Consider the following 19202-nt stretch of genomic DNA (forward strand, 5'->3'; position numbering starts at 1 on the left):
AGCGACATCCGCTTCAAACCGGCCTGCCAGTACATCGCCGTCCAACTGATCGTGATGGCAGCGGCCAATCCGGTTTCAGCCACAGGGAGGCGATTGGCAGAGTTAAGGGCAGGTGTTGGGGGAATGTTTCTGGATCACCGCCCAAGGCCTTCGAGGCCAAGGACGGTGAAAATTTCAAAAACCCGGTTTCCGGTGGACCGTAAGGCTGCTCCGCTTAAGTGAACAGCATTACGAACCAACCGGGGCTTCTTCATTCTCAGCCTTGCATCAGACTTCGACACCACAACCGATCATCAAAAGATATTGATCGGGTAATCCACGAACACACGCACTTCGTTGCCGCTGACGTTGTACTCGCTCGATTTCTGCGACACGCGCAGGACCGAGCTGCGCAGTTTCACGCTGAGGTCTTTGGCCGGGCCGCTTTGGACGACGTATTTGATCTGGTTGAAGATCTCGCGCTCGGTGCCGCCTTCGCTGGTGGAAGTGGTGATGTTGTCGCCGCGCACGTAGGCCACGTTGTAGCTCAGGCCCGGTACACCGAAGGTGCTGAAGTCCAGGCCGTAGCCCACCTGCCAGCTGCGTTCGTCTTCGGCGTTGAAGTCGGACCAGTAGGAGTTCGCCAGGTAGATGGTGTTGCCACCGTCGCCGACGCGACCCTGGTCTTTCTGGTAGCCGCCGTAGGCGTAGCCCAGGTTGCTGTCGCCGGTGCTGCGCTGATGCGCGAGGGTGAACGAGTGCGGGCCGGTGATGAAGGTGGCCGCCAGGCTCCAGATCTTGTTGTCGTCGCCGGTGATACCGTTTTCGCGAACGTAGGAATCGTCCAGCTTGGTGCGGTAGCCGTTGAAGTCCAGGGTCAGGGACTGATTCTTGTCGATCGGGAACACGTAGTTGGCGTTCACGTATTGTTTCTTCAGCACGTCTTCGACGTCGGAAGCGTACAGCGCGGCCTTGAATTGCTCGGTGAACTGGTAGCTACCGCCCAATACGTTGATCGACTTCAAGCCACCGCTGTCACGGCCTTCAGCGCTTTTACGCGATTCGGCGGTGAAGCGACCGGCGTCCAGTTGCAGGCCTTTGATCTCTTTGGAGGTGATCAAGGTGCCGGTGTAGCTTTCCGGCAGCAGGCGCGAGTTGTCGTAGTTCAGCACCGGCAGGGCCGGCATCTGGTCGCCGTAGGTCAGGGTGGTGCTGGACAGGCGGAACTTGATCGCTGCGCCGCCCTTGGACAGGTCGTCAGCCGGCTGGCCGCTGTCGCCCTTTTTGAAGAAGTCGATGCCTTGCGCGCCGCTACGGTCTTCGCTGCGTTCCAGGTTCAGTGCGTACAGCCCGAAAGCGTCCACACCCACACCCACGGTGCCTTGGGTGAAGCCGGACGAGAACGTGCCGATAGCCGCCTGGCCCCACTCGGATTTATCCGGGTTGCCGTCTTTGAAGTCACGGTTCATGTAGGCGTTGCGCAGCAGCACTTTGAGGCTGCTGTCTTCAACAAAACCCTTGGATTCGGCCTGGTCGTTCGCCGTGGCTTGTGTAGCGCTCAACATCCCCAGGACGATCAGGCTGATTCGCTTGTTCAACATCGTGTTCTTTTCCTTATTTCCGGTTGATACGCGCTGTGTCGAACTCCCGAAACGGCGCTATCGCGCTCTTTTTTCATGACGAAAACAAAAAGGCCCGCCCACGATTTCTCGCGGCGGGCCTTTTTATAATTTTTGATCGTGGCGGTCGGCCACAGGCGTTGGGCCGAATCGTAGCTGCGCCCTCAACGATGTGTCAATTTCATGAATCTTCTAAAAACAGGTGAAAACCGTCTAATAAATGCCTTTACGCGGCAGGAATATTCAATCACTGCAGCCATCGAGGCCACAGGCTGCTATGGAAATGGATGATCCCTGATCGGGTAGCGACTGACTCAACCACTGCGCAAATGCCTGGGGTTTGCCCAGCCATGGCCCGATATCGATCAGGGTGAATTGGTCATTGTGCTCAAGCGCCAGGGTCGGAAAGCCCTGCCCGCCGACCTTGGCCAAAAGAGCCCGGCTCATCCTGATATGGCCTTCGGTGTCAGCCGCCCTGAAGGTTTTTTCGAAGGCTTCGCGGTCCAGCCCCATGCCGTGGGCAAGTTCAAACAGTACCGACTCATCGGCGATGCGACGCCCCTCCACGTAGTGAGCACTTTGCAAACGCCCCAACAACTCCAGCCCGCGACCTCCCATTTGCTCGGCCGCCAGCACCGCAGCGATGGGTGGAGCCGAGTCGAACACAGCGCTGTGATCACGCAGCAATCCTTCGAAATAGGCTTCACCGAACGGCTGCCCGCTGTATTCGGCGATACGCCGGTCATGGGGTATGACGTAACTGCGCAGTTGTGGCGAAACCTTTTGCCGATTGGCCCCCGTCATCATGCCGCCGCCGTGGGCAATCACGGGCAGCACAGCCTGGGCGGCCTGCACCAGCGGTTTGGCGCCGTAGCACCAACCGCACAACGGGTCGTAGATGTAGTGGAGGATCATGGGAAAGCTCCGACAGAAATTCAGGAAAATTCGATGTCGGCAGGTTAGTGCCGCAGCGGTTCCGGAAAAACGCCGGATTGGCTTTCAGTCTGTTGCTTGAATCGGTCGAATGGTTGCGCCACAAAACCCTGTGGGAGTTCGCGATAGCGGTGGGTCGGTCGACATTTACAGTGACTGGCCGGGCGCCATCGCGAGCAAGCTCGCTCCCACAGGGGATTGTGGTGTTTGCATGAATCTGCGCAAAAAAAAAGCGCTGCCATCCCGGCAGCGCTTTTTCTTGTTCAATCCGTTGTTGTTCTTCTTATCCTTCCATTACATCCCACAACGCATCCAGTTCCGCCTCGCTGAATAAACCAGCAGGGTAACGCTCGATCATCGTCCGGCGCGGATCAGCTTCACTGATCTGACGCATTCCATTGGACTTGAACCAGTGCGCCAGGATCTGGAGCGATTCGCTGTTTACTGCCAGGGGATGCAACGCCTTTTCGCCCATAACATTCACTTCGGCGTTCATTTCAGCGCTCTCTCCCGGTTTGTGAGCGGCTAACTTATCCAAGGTTTATGACAGAACATCGAAGTCCTCCCCACCCCGAGTACAACAGCAGGGATACAAGAGCTGTGCCAAGGTTTCTGAAGTGTGGCCAAGCGGATACAAAAAAGCCCGCAGGCCTGTAGGGCCGCGGGCTCCGTGCAACGCTGGTGGCTAATCGACAGCCTGAGGGATTTCGCAATCAACTCAAGCTGTTACGACCTCACTCACTCCTTGTGCGGTGCGGGTTGTTGCTGGGTAAGGCAGTGAATATTCCCGCCCCCCAGTAACAGTTCGCGACCAGGCACCATCACCACTTCATGCTGTGGGAACAGGTTCTGCAAGATTTCCTTTGCCGGGCCATCCTGCGGGTCGTCAAAGCTCGGCGCGATGATGCCGCCGTTGACGATCAGGAAGTTCACGTAGGAACCGGCCAGACGAACCGTCGGGTTACGCTCCTGAGTACCGTCCACTGGATCGACACCGGCGCACTCTTCCTCGGTCGCAAACAGCGGACCCGGGATCGGCATTTTGTGCACCGTGAACGGGCGACCCTTGGCGTCGGTGCTGCTTTGCAGCACTTTCATCGCCGCCTGGCAGCGCGGGTAGTTAGGGTCCTGTGGATCATCGGTCCAGGCCAACAGCACTTCACCCGGACGCACGTAGCAGCAGAAGTTATCCACATGGCCGTCGGTTTCGTCGTTGAACAAGCCATCCGGTAGCCAGATGATTTTATCCACAGCCAGGTTCGCACTCAGGACCGCTTCGACTTCCGCGCGATTCATGTGCGGGTTGCGATTGCGGTTGAGCAGGCATTCTTCGGTGGTGATCAGCGTGCCTTCACCGTCGACGTGAATCGAGCCGCCTTCCAGCACGAAGCCTTCGGTGCGGTAACGCGGGCTGCGCTCGATCTCGAGGATCTTGCCGCCGACCTGCGAGTCGCGGTTCCACGGCGAATACAAGCCGCCGTCAAAGCCGCCCCAGGCATTGAAGTCCCAGTTCACGCCACGGACTTCGCCACTGTTGTTGATGACGAAGGTCGGACCGGAGTCGCGTACCCAGGCGTCGTCGCTGGACATTTCCACCACACGAATATTCGGCACGTCCAGACGGGCACGGGCGTTTTCGTACTGGCCGGCGGAAACCGCCACGGTCACCGGTTCGAAACGGGCGATGGCCTTGGCCACTGCCACATGCGCGGATTGTGCCGGTTTGCCGCCCAGGCGCCAGTTGTCCGGGCGCTCGGGCCAGATCATCCAGGTCTGGGTTTGGGGTGCCCATTCGGCTGGCATGTAGAAGCCGTCGGCGCGAGGGGTGCTGTTCAACGTGGTCATGGCTCAGGACTCCGGAGTGGCATTGATGCCTGACAGAAATGGAAGCGCATTGGTACACGCCGTGGACTGCGCTACTTTATATCCGATAAATATCGGCTTTTAAAGCAACTTACATCCATAGTTACAAAAACAATCGATAAAAAGCCGATATCAATCGAACTACCACAGCAGTGCCCTGTAGGAGTGAGCCTGCTCGCGATTAGGCCATATCAGTCACCATTTTTTTGACCGGAAGACCGCTATCGCGAGCAGGCTCGCTCCTACAGGGGATGTGTTTACAGGCCTTCTTCGAGCACCTTCGACAGCATGTCCACGAAGAAATCCACGCTCTGGCGCGAAGTGACCATCGGCGGCTTGATCTTGAGGATGTTCAGGTAATCGCCGGTCGGCTGCATGAAGATCCCCAGTTCACGCAAGCGATCGCACAGCGCGGTGGTTTCTTCGGTGGCCGGCTCCAGGGTTTCGCGATTGCGGATCAACTCGACGCCCAGGTAGAAACCGGAACCGTGCACCGCGCCCACTAACGGATGAATATCGATCAACGCTTCGAGGCGCTTCTTGAAGTGCCCGCCGACGACCTGGGCGTTTTCCCAGAGTTTTTCCTCTTCCATTACATCCAGCACCGCCATGCCGACCTGGCAACTGACCGGGCTGCCGCCAGCAGAGGAGAAGAAGTAACCCTCGGCCTCCAGCGCTTCGGCGATTTCCCGACGGGTGATGACCGCGCCCAGTGGCTGACCGTTGCCCATGCCCTTGGCCATGGTGATGATATCCGGCACCACGCCCTGTTCTTCAAAGCCCCAGAAGAAATCGCCCATGCGCCCGTAGCCCACCTGCACTTCGTCGGCGATGCACACGCCGCCCCGCGCCCGGACCATGGCATAGACTTGTTTCAAATAGTCCGGTGGCAGCGAGATGCCGCCGGCATTGCCATACACCGGCTCGCAAATGAAACCGGCCAATTGGCGATTCTGCTCGGCGATTTTCGCCAGGTTGTGTTCGACGCTACGCACATAATCCGGCGCGCTGTCGGGGCCACGGAATTCACCGCGATAGGTGTTTGGCGCGGTCACCGGGTGCACCCAGTCCGGGCGACTGCTCAAGGCCTTGGGGTTGTCGGCGATCGAGGTCGACACCGAGTCGGCCCCCACCGTCCAGCCGTGATAAGCCTCCAGCACGCTGAGCATGTCGCGGCCGCCGCTGTAGGCCCACGCCAGTCGAATCGCCAGGTCGTTGGCCTCGCTACCGCTGTTGACCAGGAACACGCGGTCCATGCCGTCAGGGGACAGCTTCAGCAAACGTTCGGAGAACTCGGCCACGGCCGCGTAGTTGAAGCGCGAGTTGGTGTTGAGCAACGACCACTGGCGACTGGCAACCGCCGCCATGCGCGGGTGACCGTGGCCCAATACCGCAACGTTGTTGAGCATGTCGAGGTAGGAACGACCCTGCATGTCAATCAAATGGTTGCGCCAGCCGCGCTCGATGCGCGGCGGGTCGACGTAATAATGTTTTTGCGTACGGGCGAAACTGGCGTCGCGCCGGGCCAGCAACGTCGCTCCGTCGAGCTCAGCTTCGGCGTCACACGCCAGCCCCAGCAACGCTGCCGGTGATGGACACAACGCTTGCCAGGCTGCCGCGCGCGAAGGCGTACAGAACAGCGGCGCATTGATCGACGCGCCACGGCACAACTGCACGATCAATGGCCCGCTGACCGAGCCCAGTACCTGGCCTTTGACCAGTGCTGCGCCGCTGTGCAGCGACGGCGTGACGCCCCAAAGCCGCACACTCAATTGCGGGCCGTCCAGTTGCAGCACGCCCGCCGATGGGTGATGCACTACCCCGGCAAACGGCGCTTCGACCGCCGTGCCCAGAGGCACACGCAACTCGACGTGCAACGGGCAAGTGTCCGGTTCAGCGGCGCTGTCCGGGCGGGTGTGGGACAAGCGGTATTGTCCGTAGCGACTGGCCGCCAGGCCATGTGCCGCAGCGGCTTCATCCAGCAGGCGCTGATCGACACGCTCCTGCTCCCAGTTCCCGGCCTCGAAATGCGGGCTGAGCACACCCAGGTCGATCAGCGCGAACTCACGCCCCACCAGGCTTGGCAACAGCGGCGCGAAGCCTTCGCTGCCGATGGTGGGCAGGTTCTGGCCGACGGCGGTGAGGATCGCCGCTTCCATCAACGCCAATGGTACCGACGTGGCCACACGGAAGATTTCCCATTCATGGACCAGGTTATCGCGGCTGTAGGCATTGCCCGGATCGATGCTGACCTGCTGTTCGCCGCTGAGCACCAACACCGCCGCGCGGGCGACGATCAGCGGCCACAGCGCCAGCAATTCTTCGTGTTGCAACGGATTGACCGCGTGATAGGCCTGTACCGCCGGCAAAATGCAGAGCGGATCGCCCTCGCCATGATGCAGCAGCGCGGCGCAGGTCACCGACAGATCGGTAATGCGCCAGGTGCGCACCAGGTCGCCGAAATCGATCACGCCCTGCAGCTGCCAATGGCGCTGCGCATCGCGCTGCCACACCACGTTGTCGTCGGTGATATCCATGTGAATGGCCTGCACCGGCAGCTTGTCTTGCAGTGGCTGCAAATGCCGCTCGGCTTGCCCGGACGCTTCGACGATCAGTTTGCGCTGGGCCTCATCCTTGATCACCGGCAGCAAATGCGCGATCAGGGCGTGAGCATGGCGGGCGTCCCATTGCAGGGTTCGCACCAGCCCCGGATGGTCGAAATCCGCCAGGGCCAGGTCCATTTCACCGCACAGGCGACCGAAGCCGGACACCACCGTCGGGTTGAAATGGCCGAGGCTCGTCAGCGGCTGGCCTTCGATGTAATCGAGCAGGCGAACGTGGACCGCCTGGCCACCCATGTCCAGAGACAGAAGTTCTGCACCGTTTTTCGCCGGGATAACACGCGGCACATGCACATCGGGGTGCTCCCCCAAGTGCCCGAGCCCGGCGTGCTGTGCTTGAAGCTCAATTACCGAATAGTCGCCACGGCAGATTTTCAGGACGAAACGTCCCTGCTCGCTGTCGACGCGGTAGTTCAGGTCTTGCTGGCTGCCAAGGGCCTGCAACCTGCCGCTGAACCCGTAATGTTCTTCCAGCAGCGCTCGCGCTTGATCCGCAGACACCTGCGGGCTGGGCAAACTGGCGCGATGAATCAACGTGGCGAGCGGCATACAACGACCCCTGAAATTTTATTAGGCGCCTATATCGCCACTGGTTCGGGCGATACGCAACCCCCCGGAAGCGGCATGGGGGCATTTGTGGGAGCGGGCTTTGTTCTGGTACTCGCCTCGGTCGGCGCTTTGCGCAAGAATGGCGGCCATTCAACACACACTGCTGGAGAGCCACCATGAATGTAGTGACCACTGATCTGCCCGGTGTTCTGATCCTCGAACCCAAGGTCTTTGGCGACGAACGTGGTTTCTTCTACGAGAGTTTCAACGCCCGGGCCTTCAAAGAGGCCACCGGACTGGACACTGAATTCGTTCAAGACAATCACTCCCGTTCGCAGAAGGGCGTGCTGCGCGGTCTGCATTACCAACTGGAAAATACCCAGGGAAAACTGGTTCGCGTCACGGTCGGTGAAGTGCTGGACGTCGCCGTAGACATCCGTCGCAGCTCACCGCACTTCGGCAAATGGGTCGCAGTGCGACTGTCTTCCGACAACCATCGTCAGCTCTGGGTCCCGGAAGGTTTCGCCCACGGGTTCGTCGTATTGAGCGAGTTTGCCGAGTTCCTTTACAAAACCACCGATTACTACACGCCCTCCGCCGAGCGCAGCATTCGCTGGGACGACCCGGACCTGGCCATCGACTGGCAACTGCAAGGCACGCCGCAGTTGTCGGCGAAAGATCTGGCCGGGGTATTTTTCAAGGACGCTGACGTCTTTGCCTGAAAGGCCGGCTGAAGCTCGCCTATCAAGATGCACCTGACCCAAGGCGGGCAAGCCTAGGCATAATGCGCCTGTACCCACAGGCGCATGCTGCTCATGAAACCGACTCTCCCTCCCAGACCCCGTTGGCGCAGCCTGGCCCTGCTGGCACTGTGCCTGGCGCCGTTGCTGTGGCCGCTGGAACATCTCGCCGAGCGTTACTACCGTAGCGAGCTGGCCAGTCAGAATCGTCAGACCCTCGATCTCTACGTCGCCAACCTGCTGGGTACCCTGCATCGCTATGAAGTGTTGCCACAGATCCTCGGCGACCTGCCGGCCTTGCGCGCCGTGCTCGGTGCGCCGGACGATGGCGTCACCCAAGGCAACGCCAACCACCTGCTGAAAAATATTGCCACCCAGACCGGCGCCGAAGTCATGTACCTGATGGACGCCAATGGCAAGACCCTGGCCGCCTCCAACTGGGACAAGCACGACAGTTTCGTCGGGCGCAATTTTTCCTTCCGGCCGTATTTCAGCGAAGCCATGGCCGGGCGGCTCGGGCGCTTTTTCGGCCTGGGCACCACCTCCGCCAAGCGCGGTTACTTCTTCGCCGCTGGCGTGCGTGATGGCGATAAAATCGTCGGCGTGCTGGTGGTCAAGGTCGACCTCGACCACACCGAAAGCCTCTGGGGCAAAACCCCGGAACAACTGCTGCTGACCGACCACAATGGCGTGGTCATTCTCACCTCGCGACCGGAGTGGCGATTCCGCTCGACCCGCCCGTTGAACGAGGAAGAAAGCAAAGCCATCACTGCGATCCAGCCCTATCCAACCCGCGATCCAAAACCGCTGAAGCTCAATCCCAATGCCTGGCTGACCCAGACCCAGCAGATCGCCGAAACCGGCTGGGACGTCAGCATCCTCGCCCCGCGCACCTTGATCGACCGTCCGGTGCGCACGGTGGTGGCCATCGGTGGTGCAACCTTGCTGGTGTTGATGTTGCTGCTCGGCCTGATGATGCAGCGCCGCCGCCATTACCTCGAACGCATCGCTTTCGAAGCCAAGGCCCGGCACGAGCTGGAAGGTCGGGTCGCCGAGCGCACCAGCGATCTCGAAGGCCTGAACCGGCGCCTGAAACAGGAAGTGCTGGAGCGCGAACAGGCCCAGCAGGAGCTGGTACGCGCCCAGGATGATCTGGTACAGGCCGGCAAATTGTCGGCACTGGGCACCATGTCGGCGAGCATCAGCCACGAACTCAATCAGCCGCTGGCAGCGATTCGCAGCTACGCGGAAAACGCCGAAGTATTACTCGATCACCAGCGCACCGACGATGCCCGCGGCAACCTCAAGCTGATCAGTGAATTGACCGGCCGCATGGCCTCGATCATCGCCCACTTGCGCGCCTTTGCCCGGCGCGACCGGCATGCCCCGGAAAGCGTCGCCCTGCAACCGGCGCTGGACGATGCCCTGGCCTTGTTGGCCAAGCGTCGACGCAGCATGGAAGTCGAGCTGATCCGTGACTTGCCGGCCGCCACCCTGTGGGTTGAGGCCGGGGAAACCCGCCTGCGCCAGGTACTCGGCAATCTGCTGGCCAACGCCCTGGATGCCCTGACGGAAAAAGGCCCGCCACGTAAACTCTGGCTAAGTGCCCAATCCACGGCCGATGGCGTCAACCTGTACATTCGCGACAACGGCCCCGGCTTTTGCATGGAAGCCCTTGGGCGCGCCAGCGAGCCGTTCTACACCACCAAGACCCGAACCCAGGGCCTCGGTTTGGGGCTGGCGATTTGCGAAACCCTGATGCGCGCCTTCGGCGGTGAACTGTCGTTCGCCAATCACAAGGAGGGCGGCGCCCTGATTACCCTGAAGCTGCGCGCAGGCGCACCGGGCGTGAGCCTGCAACCGTCCGAGGACCGAAGTGCATGACCATCGACAACCGCATTCAGGTCGTGTTGATCGACGACGATCCCCACTTGCGCCAGGCCCTGAGCCAAACGCTGGATCTGGCGGGCCTGAAAATCCTGCCGCTGGCCGAAGCCAAGGGCCTGGCCGCGCAACTGGAGCGCGACTGGCCGGGTGTGGTGGTCAGTGATATCCGCATGCCCGGCATGGACGGTCTCGAACTGCTGACCGAACTGCACGCCCAGGACCCTGAGCTACCGGTGCTGCTGATCACCGGCCACGGCGATGTGCCGCTGGCCGTGCAGGCCATGCGCGCCGGGGCCTATGACTTTCTGGAAAAGCCCTTCGCCAGCGACGCCCTGCTCGACAGTGTGCGCCGGGCGCTGGCCCTGCGTCGGCTGGTGCTGGACAACCGCAGCCTGCGGCTGGCCTTGAGCGACCGCAACGAGCTGAGCGCCCGCCTGGTTGGCCACTCACCTTCGATGCTGCGCCTGCGCGAGCAGATCGGTGCATTGGCAGCGACCAAGGCCGATGTACTGATCCTCGGCGAAACCGGCGCTGGCAAAGAAGTCGTGGCCCGGGCGCTGCACGATTTATCAAGCCGTCGCAACGGTCCGTTCGTGGCGATCAACGCCGGTGCCCTGGCCGAATCAGTGGTCGAAAGCGAGCTGTTCGGCCACGAGCCCGGTGCCTTCACTGGTGCGCAGAAACGTCGCATCGGCAAGTTCGAGTTCGCCAATGGCGGCACGTTGTTCCTCGATGAAATCGAAAGCATGAGCCTGGATGTGCAGGTCAAATTGCTGCGCTTGCTGCAAGAACGGGTAGTCGAACGCCTGGGCGGCAATCAACTGATCCCGCTGGACATCCGCATCATCGCCGCCACCAAGGAAGACCTGCGCCAGGCGGCGGATCAAGGACGTTTCCGTGCCGACTTGTATTACCGCCTGAATGTCGCACCATTGCGGATTCCACCATTGCGCGAACGGGGCGAAGATGCGCTGATGCTGTTTCAGCATTTCGCCGATGAAGCCAGTGCCCGCCACGGCTTGCCGCCCCATGAACTGCAACCGGGACAACGTGCCTTGCTGCTGCGCCACACCTGGCCCGGCAACGTGCGCGAGCTGCAAAATGCGGCCGAGCGTTTTGCCCTCGGGTTGGAACTGGCCCTCGACAACARCACGCCGCAAGGCGGCGCTGGCAACAGGGTCGAAGCCGTCAGCGGCGGTTTGAGCGAGCAAGTGGAGAACTTCGAAAAAACCCTCATCGCCGCCGAACTGGCACGCTCGCACAGCTCCGTGCGCAGCGTCGCCGAAGCCCTCGGCATTCCGCGCAAGACCCTGCATGACAAACTGCGCAAGCACGGTCTGAGTTTCGCCGACAGTGGTGCCTCGGCCCACCCTGACGACCTCGACTGAGCTACCGTCCAATCATCCACTTCAAGCAAGAGGCCCCCTGAATGAGCCGCGACAGTCGACAACTGGAATCAGTCCTCCATCACGACATTCCCCTCACCCGGGACATGGGCCTCAAAGTGCTCGACTGGCATGACCAGCAACTGCGCCTGCACTTGCCACTGGAAGCCAACGTCAACCACAAGAGCACCATGTTCGGCGGCAGCCTGTATTGCGGCGCGGTCCTGGCCGGTTGGGGCTGGCTGCATCTGCGCCTCAAGGAAGAAGGCATTACCGACGGGCACATCGTGATTCAGGAAGGGCAGATCAGCTATCCGCTGCCAGTGACGGGCGATGCCAACGCCATTTGCCAGGCACCGGATCCGGTGATCTGGAAGAAATTCCTGACCACGTTCCAGCGATATAGCCGAGCGCGGTTGACGCTGCATACGCGGGTCGTCAATGAAGGCCATGATGAGGATGCGGTGAGGTTTGTCGGGCAGTACGTGCTGCACCGCTAAACCAGGACGACCGCAAAACCTGTGGGAGCGAGCTTGCTCGCGATGGGGTCGTCAAAGCCAACATTGTAGTTGCCTGACACACTGCCATCGCGAGCAAGCTCGCTCCCACAAAGATTTGCATCAGCGCGTGGGAACGATCTTATGCGCGAGCCAATTCCAGCAGCTTCTCCCGCCAGGCCGCCTTCGCCGGCAAAGCCAGAAAGTATGCGTTCAACAGCGACTCCCGCGCCGGATAGCTGAACGGCTCACCGCTCAACGCCAGCACCTCACCACCCGCGCCCTCCAGCACGCCTTGCGCTGCCGCCGTGTCCCACTGCGAAGTCGGTGCCAGACGCGGATAGCAATCCGCCGCCCCTTCGGCCAGCAGGCAAAACTTCAGCGAACTGCCGATATTGGCCAGTTGCAGCTCGCCAAGGATCGCGCTCAACCCCGCCAGCAAATGCTCCTGCTCCGGGCTCGAATGACGACGGCTGGCCACCACGGTGAACGACTCGCCTGGCGCTAATGCATCACGCACCTTGATCGCCACCGGCGTGCCACCTTTATCGCCGCGCCAGGCACCGAGGCCGGCGCCACCGACATAGAAACGACCGTTGGTCGGCATCGACACCACGCCGAACACCACTCGACCGTTTTCGATCAGGGCGATGTTGACGGTGAACTCTTCGCTGCCGCTGATGAACTCCTTGGTGCCATCCAGCGGATCGACCAGCCACCAGCGCTGCCATCCGGCCCGCACGCTTTGGGGGATGTTGGCGTCCTCTTCGGAGAGCACCGGGATGCTCGGATCAAGTGCCGTCAGCCCGGCCAGAATCAGGTGGTGTGCGGCCAGGTCAGCAGCGGTCACCGGCGAATCATCAGCCTTCGCCGTGACGGCCGTGCCCGTGCGCCAGAACGGCAGGATCGCCTCACCGGCCTGCAAGGCCAGCTCGATGACAGGTGCCATCAACGGATGCGGGAAGTTCATGGCTGGAACGCTCCGCGCTGAGTCAACAGGTCTCGGGCCAGGTACAGCGCCGCCAAGGCACGGCCTTCAGTAAAGTGGGGGTTTTGCGCCAGCGCCGAGAGTTCACGCAGATTGATCTTGTCCACCCGCATCGGCTCGGGCTCGTCGCCTTCCAGACGCTCTTCGTAGAGGTCGGTGGCCAGCACCACCTGAATCTTCTGGCTCATGTAACCGGGGGACAGCGACAGCTCGGTCAGGTGCTCCAGTTGCCGCGCGCCGAAACCAGCCTCTTCCTTGAGTTCGCGCTCGGCTGCTGCCAACACGTCTTCGCCCGGCTCGATCAAACCCTTGGGCAATGACATTTCATATTCATCCGTGCCGCCGCAATACTCCTCGACCAGTACCGCATGCTCGGCATCGAGCATCGCCACGATCATCACCGCGCCGTACCCGGCACCCTTGCCGACCAGGCGTTCATAGGTGCGCTCCACGCCGTTGGAAAAGCGCAACTTCAGCTCTTCCACGCAGAACAATCGACTGGTGGCGACAATTTCGCGGGCGAGTATGGTGGGTTTCTGGCGCATGCAAAGCTCCTTGGCGTGAACGCGCTACTATAACGCGGCTTTCCCGATTGTTTGCGCCAGAAATCTTTCTACTACCCGAGACGTTGCCATGCCTTCATTACCCTGGTCCGACATCGATACCGTTCTGCTGGACATGGACGGCACGCTGCTGGACCTGCATTTCGACAACCACTTCTGGATGGAGCACCTGCCCCAGCGTTACGCCGAACTGCACGGGGTCAGCCGGGCCATGGCCGAGATGGAATTGCAGCCGTTGTTCGAACGCAATGCCGGCCAGTTGCAGTGGTACTGCCTGGACTTCTGGAGCGCCGAACTGAAGCTGTCGGTGCGCGACCTGAAACTGGAAACCGCGCATCTGATCGCCCTGCGCCCGGATGCCGACACCTTTCTGGCGGCGATCAAACGGGCCGGCAAGCGCGTGGTGCTGATCACCAATGCCCATCGGGATGCGCTGTCGTTGAAGCTGGAAAAAATCGAGCTGGCGCCGTACTTCGAGCGCTTGATCAGCTCCCATGACTACGGCTTCCCCAAGGAAAACCCGCAGTTCTGGGATGCGTTGCAAGCCGATATCGATTTCGATCCGGCGCGCAGCCTGTTCATCGACGACACCTTGCCGATCCTGCGCAGTGCGCGGGACTTTGGCGTGGCGCATTTGCTGGCTGTGCGTGAACCGGATAGCCGCAAGGGGCCGAAGGATACGGCGGAGTTTGCAGCGGTCGGGGATTATCGGGATTTGATTGCGGGGCTTTGATTGACCGTAGGAGCTGCCGCAGGCTGCGATCTTTTGATCTTTATCTTCGTTTGTTTCATACCGCCAGGATCAAAAGATCGCAGCCTGCGGCAGCTCCTACAGGCCTCGCATTACTCGGGAATCCGCAACGACTGTCCCGGATAGATCTTGTCCGGGTGCGACAACATCGGCTTATTGGCTTCGAAAATCTTGTTGTACTTGTTGGCATCGCCGTACACGCGCTTGGAAATCGCGCTGAGGGTGTCGCCCTTCACCACCGTGACGAATACCGCGGCAGCAACAACAGGCCCGGTCACAGTAATCTGATCATCCACGCTGCCAACCCCGGCGATATTGCCCACTGCCAGCAGGATCTTTTCCTTCTCTTCCTGACTCGCCACTTCACCGGTCACCGTGACCTTGTCGCCATCGACCGTCGCCTGCACATTCGGGTTGCCCAGGCCGACCTTGCTGATGTGTTCCTTCAACTGCTCACTGGCGTTGGCGTTGCCTGGCGTCAGCAAATCCAGCAGTTTTTCGCCTGCTTCCTTCACAAAGCTCAAAAGACTCATGGTGCACTCTCCTTGGGTTTGGGGTTCCAGACGCCAAAGCCTAGACCACGACCGTCACTTGCGAATCCAGCCCGACCAATGACCATGCTTGCGATAGAATCGGCCTCTTCCCGCGCCCAGGAGCGAAGATGGACATCAAGCAGCTGAAATTCCTCATCGCGCTCGACGAAACCCGCCATTTCGGCCAGGCCGCCGCGCGCTGCCACATTACTCAACCGACACTATCGATGCGCCTGCGCAGCCTCGAAGAAGAACTCGACCTGCCGCTGGTCAATCGTGGTCAGCGCTTCGAAGGTTTTACGGCACCGGGCGAACGAGTGCTGGCCTGGGCGCGCACGGTGCTGGCGGCGTACGACGGCTTGTATGCCGAGGCGGCCGCCTGTCGCGGCAATCTGGTCGGCACCTTGCGTCTGGGCGTGGTGCCACTGTCGAGCTTCGATCCGCTGCCGCTGCTTCAACGCCTGCACGGGGAGCATCCGAACCTGCGCTTCGAGCTTTCGGCGCTGAGTTCGGAGCAAATACTCGAACAACTGGCGAACAATCGCCTGGACCTCGGTGTTTCCTACCTGGAGCGCCTGGACACCGAACATTTCGACTCCCTGGCCTTCAGCGAAACCCGCATGGGTCTGCTCTACGACCAACGCTTTTTCAGCTTTGGCGAGGCGCCGCTAAGCTGGGAATCATTGATCGAACTGCCACTGGGCATGCTCACCAGCGGCATGCACTTTCGCCAATCCATCGACCACAACTTCCACAGCCGCGGCCTCACCCCACAGCCGCTGTTGCAAACGGATGCCGTGCATCAACTTTTACAAACTGTGCACGGTGGCTTGTGCTGCGCCGTGATGCCGTTGGACGGAGGTCTGGAAGAGCTGACCGATCATCTGCGCCTGCAACCGATCGAAAACGCCCAGACCGTGGGCCGGCTGGGGCTGATCATGCGTCGCAGCGCGCCACGCTCGGCCTTGGCGGAGGCCTGTTTCGCGATTTATCGACAATCGTTGCCCAGTGCTTGATCGACAGTATCTATCGGTACATCAGTACTAACGATTAGACGTGACAAGTTGTCACGCCTAGTCTTAAAGCTGATCAAACCGTCGGTGATGCCATGAACACCAAGCGCCCAGTCTGCGCGGCGCCTGCCCTCGAAACGCCCGCGCCCGCCGCCAGCCAGACATACAGTTACAGCAACCTTGCAGACACGGAATCGACCAGCACCGCGCTGGCCGAGGAAGTCGCGTTGGCGATTGCCTACAACGGCATCAGCCAGGCCGTCATGCTGGTGACACCCACGGACCTCGAAGACTTCATTGTCGGTTTCAGCCTGGGCAGCGGGATCATCGAGGACGCCACTGATATTTATGACCTGCAACTGACCGGCTCTGGCTCGGCGCAATACGCGCAAGTGACCATCGCCAACCGCGCCTTCTGGAACCTCAAGCAGCAGCGACGGCAACTGGCCGGCACCAGCGGTTGCGGGCTGTGCGGTGTGGAAGCAGTGGAGCAGGCACTCCCCGAGCTTCAGGTGTTGCCTGGCGCACCCTTGCCGCCTGCCGAATGGCTCGACGGCCTGCGCCAGCGCATCGGCGCGTTCCAGCCCCTTGGCCAGCACAGTGGTGCGGTACATGCCGCGGTGTTCATGAATGATCAGGGCGAGTTGCTGCTGGGTCGCGAAGACATCGGTCGGCACAACGCCCTCGACAAACTGATCGGCGGATTGATCCGCCAGAAGATCCCGACCGCTGGCGGGCTGGCGATCGTCACCAGCCGCTGCAGCCTCGAATTGATCCAGAAAGTCTTGCGCGCCGGCATCCAGACCCTGGTCAGCCTGTCGTCGCCCACGGGCCTTGCCGTGCAATGGGCCCGTCGCCACAACCTCAACCTCATCCATCTGCCACAGAAGAATGCACCGCGGGTCTACAGCCCAACGTTGGAGAAACAAGCGTGAGTCAACACCGTCAAGCCGACCAGACACCTGTCCCTCGCTACAAGCCCTACAAAGGCCCGGCCGGTGGTTGGGGCGCACTGATCAGCGTCGCACAGGCCTGGCTGAGCAGCGACAACGCGCTGAAAAACCTGCGCATGATGCTCAAGACCAACAAGAGCGGCGGCTTCGACTGCCCTGGTTGCGCCTGGGGTGATTCCAAGGAAGGCGGCATGGTGATGTTCTGCGAGAACGGCGCCAAGGCGGTGAACTGGGAAGCGACCAAACGCCGGGTCGACGCCAGATTCTTCGCCAAACACAGCGTCACTTCGCTGCTGGAGCAAAGCGACTACTGGCTCGAATATCAGGGCCGCCTGACCGAGCCGATGAGCTACGACGCCGAAACCGACCGCTACAAGCCGATCAGCTGGGACGACGCGTTCGCGCTGATCGCCAAACACCTGAACGGCTTGTCGAGCCCGGATCAGGCAGAGTTCTACACCTCGGGTCGGGCCAGCAACGAAGCGGCTTTTCTCTATCAGCTTTTCGTGCGCGCCTATGGCACCAACAACTTCCCTGATTGCTCGAACATGTGTCACGAGGCCAGCGGTGTCGCGATGTCGCAAAGCGTCGGTGTCGGCAAAGGCACTGTGACCTTCGACGACTTCGAACACGCCGACGCGATTTTCGTCTGGGGCCAGAACCCTGGCACCAACCACCCACGGATGCTCGAGCCGTTGCGCGAAGCGGTGAAGCGCGGCGCTCAGGTGGTGTGCATCAACCCGCTCAAGGAGCGTGGCCTGGAACGTTTCCAGCACCCGCAGCACGCGATCGAAATGCTCACCAACGGCGACAAGCCAACCAATACCGCATTCTTCCGTCCGGCCCTGGGCGGCGACATGGCGATCATGCGCGGCATGGCGAAATTTCTCTTGCTGTGGGAACGCGATGCGCAGAAAACCGGTGCACCGGCGGTGTTCGACCACGACTTCCTCAATGAACACAGCGCCAATGTGCTGGAGTACCTGGCGACCATCGACGAAACGCCGTGGGAGCAGATCGTCGAGCAGTCGGGCCTGACGCTGGTGGAGATCGAACAAGCGGCGCGCATGTACGCCAAGGGCAAGAACGTCATCATGTGCTGGGCCATGGGCATCACCCAGCACCGGCATTCGGTGGCGACCATCCAGGAAATCGCCAACCTGATGCTGCTGCGCGGCAACGTCGGCCGGCCCGGTGCCGGTCTATGTCCGGTGCGTGGTCACAGCAACGTGCAGGGCGACCGCACCATGGGCATCAACGAGTGTCCGCCAGTGGCGTTCCTCGATGCCTTGGAGCGTCGCTTCCAGTTCAAGGTGCCGCGCCACAACGGCCACAACGTGGTCGAGGCGATTCATGCGATGGCTGAAGGCCGGGCGAAAGTCTTTATCGGTCTGGGCGGCAACTTCGCCCAAGCCACGCCGGACAGCCCACGCACGTTCCAGGCCCTGCAGAACTGCGACCTGACCGTGCAGATCAGCACCAAGCTCAACCGCAGCCATTTGACCCACGGCAAGGATGCGCTGATCCTGCCGTGCCTGGGGCGCACCGACATCGATATCCAGACCGAAGGCCCGCAAGCGGTGACTGTCGAAGATTCGTTCAGCATGGTCCACGCCTCCAATGGTCAACTGCAGCCGCTGTCGAACCAGATGCGTTCGGAACCGGCGATCCTGGCCGGCATCGCCGCCGCGACCCTGGGCAGCCATCCGGTGGACTGGAACTGGCTGGTGGCCGATTACCGGCGTATCCGTGACCTGATCGCCGAGACTATTCCAGGCTTCAAGGACTTCAACGAGAAGGTCAGGAGTCCGGGCGGTTTCTACCTGGGCAACAGTGCCGGTGCGCGCAAGTGGAGCACTGCGTCGGGCCGGGCCAATTTCAAGCCAAACAGCCTGCCCGAGGATCTGGTGCACGAACGCACCCGCGCCACCGGGGTGCTGCCGGATCTGATCATGCAATCGATGCGTTCCCACGATCAGTACAACACCACGATCTATGGTCTCAACGACCGTTATCGCGGCGTGAAGGGACAGCGCGATGTGTTGTTCGTCAACGAAGCCGACATCATCCGCCTGGGCTTCAAGCCGGGGCAGAAGGCGGACATCGTTTCGCTTTGGGACGATGGTGTTGAACGTCGGGTAAAAGGCTTCACGCTGCTGGCGTTTGATATCCCGGCCGGGCAAGCGGCGGCCTACTATCCGGAAGTGAACCCGTTGGTGCCGCTGGAAAGCATCGGCGATGGAAGCCATACGCCAACATCGAAGTTTGTGGCGATCCGGTTGGAAGCGGCGAGTGAGACCGGACTGATCATGGCCAGGTCTGCGTAAT

At 61.0% G+C, this 19202-nt stretch carries 16 protein-coding genes and 1 pseudogene; 9 read left to right on the forward strand and 8 right to left on the reverse strand.

Translation table 11 applies throughout. The annotated features are described in order from the left end of the window. Positions 1–222, forward strand: a pseudogene (locus AC1DVH_RS11095) (IS4 family transposase); the annotation flags it as partial. A gap of 71 nt (positions 223–293) precedes the next feature. Here the strand turns inward: AC1DVH_RS11095 and AC1DVH_RS11100 are convergent. The 5 genes from AC1DVH_RS11100 to AC1DVH_RS11120 all read right to left on the reverse strand — a co-directional run bounded on the left by AC1DVH_RS11100 (position 294) and on the right by AC1DVH_RS11120 (position 7564). After that, entirely contained in the window at positions 294–1580 is a 1287-nt protein-coding gene (locus AC1DVH_RS11100; RefSeq protein WP_477753834.1) for an OprD family porin, read from the reverse strand. Positions 1581–1841: 261 nt separating this feature from the next. Next, the gene (locus AC1DVH_RS11105) at positions 1842–2513 is read right to left on the reverse strand and encodes a DsbA family protein (protein ID WP_477753835.1); all 672 of its coding nucleotides are present in this window, start codon (positions 2511–2513) and stop codon (positions 1842–1844) included. A gap of 301 nt (positions 2514–2814) precedes the next feature. Next, positions 2815–3027 (reverse strand): hypothetical protein, encoded by a 213-nt coding sequence (locus AC1DVH_RS11110; RefSeq protein ID WP_477753836.1) that lies wholly within the window; start codon positions 3025–3027, stop codon positions 2815–2817. Positions 3028–3269: 242 nt separating this feature from the next. Next, positions 3270–4376, reverse strand: coding sequence for an agmatine deiminase (gene aguA / locus AC1DVH_RS11115; protein WP_477753837.1), 1107 nt, complete (start codon positions 4374–4376; stop codon positions 3270–3272). 275 nt (positions 4377–4651) lie between these two features. Then, on the reverse strand, positions 4652–7564 hold the full coding sequence (locus AC1DVH_RS11120; protein WP_477753838.1) for an aminotransferase: 2913 nt from the start codon (positions 7562–7564) through the stop codon (positions 4652–4654). Positions 7565–7740: 176 nt separating this feature from the next. On the opposite strand from AC1DVH_RS11120, the gene rfbC reads away from it, so the two are divergent. From rfbC to AC1DVH_RS11140, 4 genes are all read left to right on the forward strand, one after another. After that, positions 7741–8286 (forward strand): dTDP-4-dehydrorhamnose 3,5-epimerase, encoded by a 546-nt coding sequence (gene rfbC, locus AC1DVH_RS11125; RefSeq protein WP_477753839.1) that lies wholly within the window; start codon positions 7741–7743, stop codon positions 8284–8286. 93 nt (positions 8287–8379) lie between these two features. After that, positions 8380–10188, forward strand: coding sequence for a sensor histidine kinase (locus tag AC1DVH_RS11130; RefSeq protein ID WP_477753840.1), 1809 nt, complete (start codon positions 8380–8382; stop codon positions 10186–10188). Then, the gene (locus AC1DVH_RS11135; protein ID WP_477753841.1) at positions 10185–11579 is read left to right on the forward strand and encodes a sigma-54-dependent transcriptional regulator; all 1395 of its coding nucleotides are present in this window, start codon (positions 10185–10187) and stop codon (positions 11577–11579) included. The genes AC1DVH_RS11130 and AC1DVH_RS11135 overlap by 4 nt, the downstream gene beginning before the upstream one ends. Positions 11580–11620: 41 nt before the next feature. Beyond that, positions 11621–12076: a YiiD C-terminal domain-containing protein gene (locus tag AC1DVH_RS11140; protein ID WP_477753842.1), complete on the forward strand. Its 456-nt coding sequence runs from the start codon at positions 11621–11623 to the stop codon at positions 12074–12076. A 139-nt stretch (positions 12077–12215) separates the two neighbouring features. Here AC1DVH_RS11140 and cysQ read toward each other — a convergent pair whose 3' ends face one another. Next, positions 12216–13043 carry a 3'(2'),5'-bisphosphate nucleotidase CysQ gene (gene cysQ / locus AC1DVH_RS11145; protein ID WP_477753843.1) on the reverse strand — a complete coding sequence of 276 codons (828 nt, stop codon included), beginning with the start codon at positions 13041–13043 and terminating at the stop codon, positions 12216–12218. Continuing rightward, positions 13040–13606 (reverse strand): ADP compounds hydrolase NudE, encoded by a 567-nt coding sequence (gene nudE / locus AC1DVH_RS11150; RefSeq protein WP_477753844.1) that lies wholly within the window; start codon positions 13604–13606, stop codon positions 13040–13042. The genes cysQ and nudE overlap by 4 nt, the downstream gene beginning before the upstream one ends. An 88-nt stretch (positions 13607–13694) precedes the next feature. On the opposite strand from nudE, the gene yrfG reads away from it, so the two are divergent. Next, complete coding sequence (yrfG, locus tag AC1DVH_RS11155) at positions 13695–14357, forward strand: GMP/IMP nucleotidase (RefSeq protein WP_150755608.1); 663 nt, start codon at positions 13695–13697, stop codon at positions 14355–14357. A 110-nt stretch (positions 14358–14467) separates the two neighbouring features. Here yrfG and lysM read toward each other — a convergent pair whose 3' ends face one another. After that, the gene (lysM, locus tag AC1DVH_RS11160; protein ID WP_046040810.1) at positions 14468–14908 is read right to left on the reverse strand and encodes a peptidoglycan-binding protein LysM; all 441 of its coding nucleotides are present in this window, start codon (positions 14906–14908) and stop codon (positions 14468–14470) included. 128 nt (positions 14909–15036) lie between these two features. Here lysM and AC1DVH_RS11165 point away from each other — a divergent pair, with 128 nt between their 5' ends. The 3 genes from AC1DVH_RS11165 to AC1DVH_RS11175 all read left to right on the forward strand — a co-directional run bounded on the left by AC1DVH_RS11165 (position 15037) and on the right by AC1DVH_RS11175 (position 19201). Then, on the forward strand, positions 15037–15924 hold the full coding sequence (locus AC1DVH_RS11165) for a LysR family transcriptional regulator (RefSeq protein WP_477753845.1): 888 nt from the start codon (positions 15037–15039) through the stop codon (positions 15922–15924). Positions 15925–16016: 92 nt separating this feature from the next. Continuing rightward, positions 16017–16856 carry a formate dehydrogenase accessory sulfurtransferase FdhD gene (gene fdhD / locus AC1DVH_RS11170; RefSeq protein WP_108216149.1) on the forward strand — a complete coding sequence of 280 codons (840 nt, stop codon included), beginning with the start codon at positions 16017–16019 and terminating at the stop codon, positions 16854–16856. After that, positions 16853–19201, forward strand: coding sequence for an FdhF/YdeP family oxidoreductase (locus AC1DVH_RS11175; protein ID WP_477753846.1), 2349 nt, complete (start codon positions 16853–16855; stop codon positions 19199–19201). The genes fdhD and AC1DVH_RS11175 overlap by 4 nt, the downstream gene beginning before the upstream one ends. The last annotated feature ends 1 nt before the right edge of the window (position 19202 follow it).

Source organism: Pseudomonas sp. P4_C3 (genome assembly GCF_056402075.1).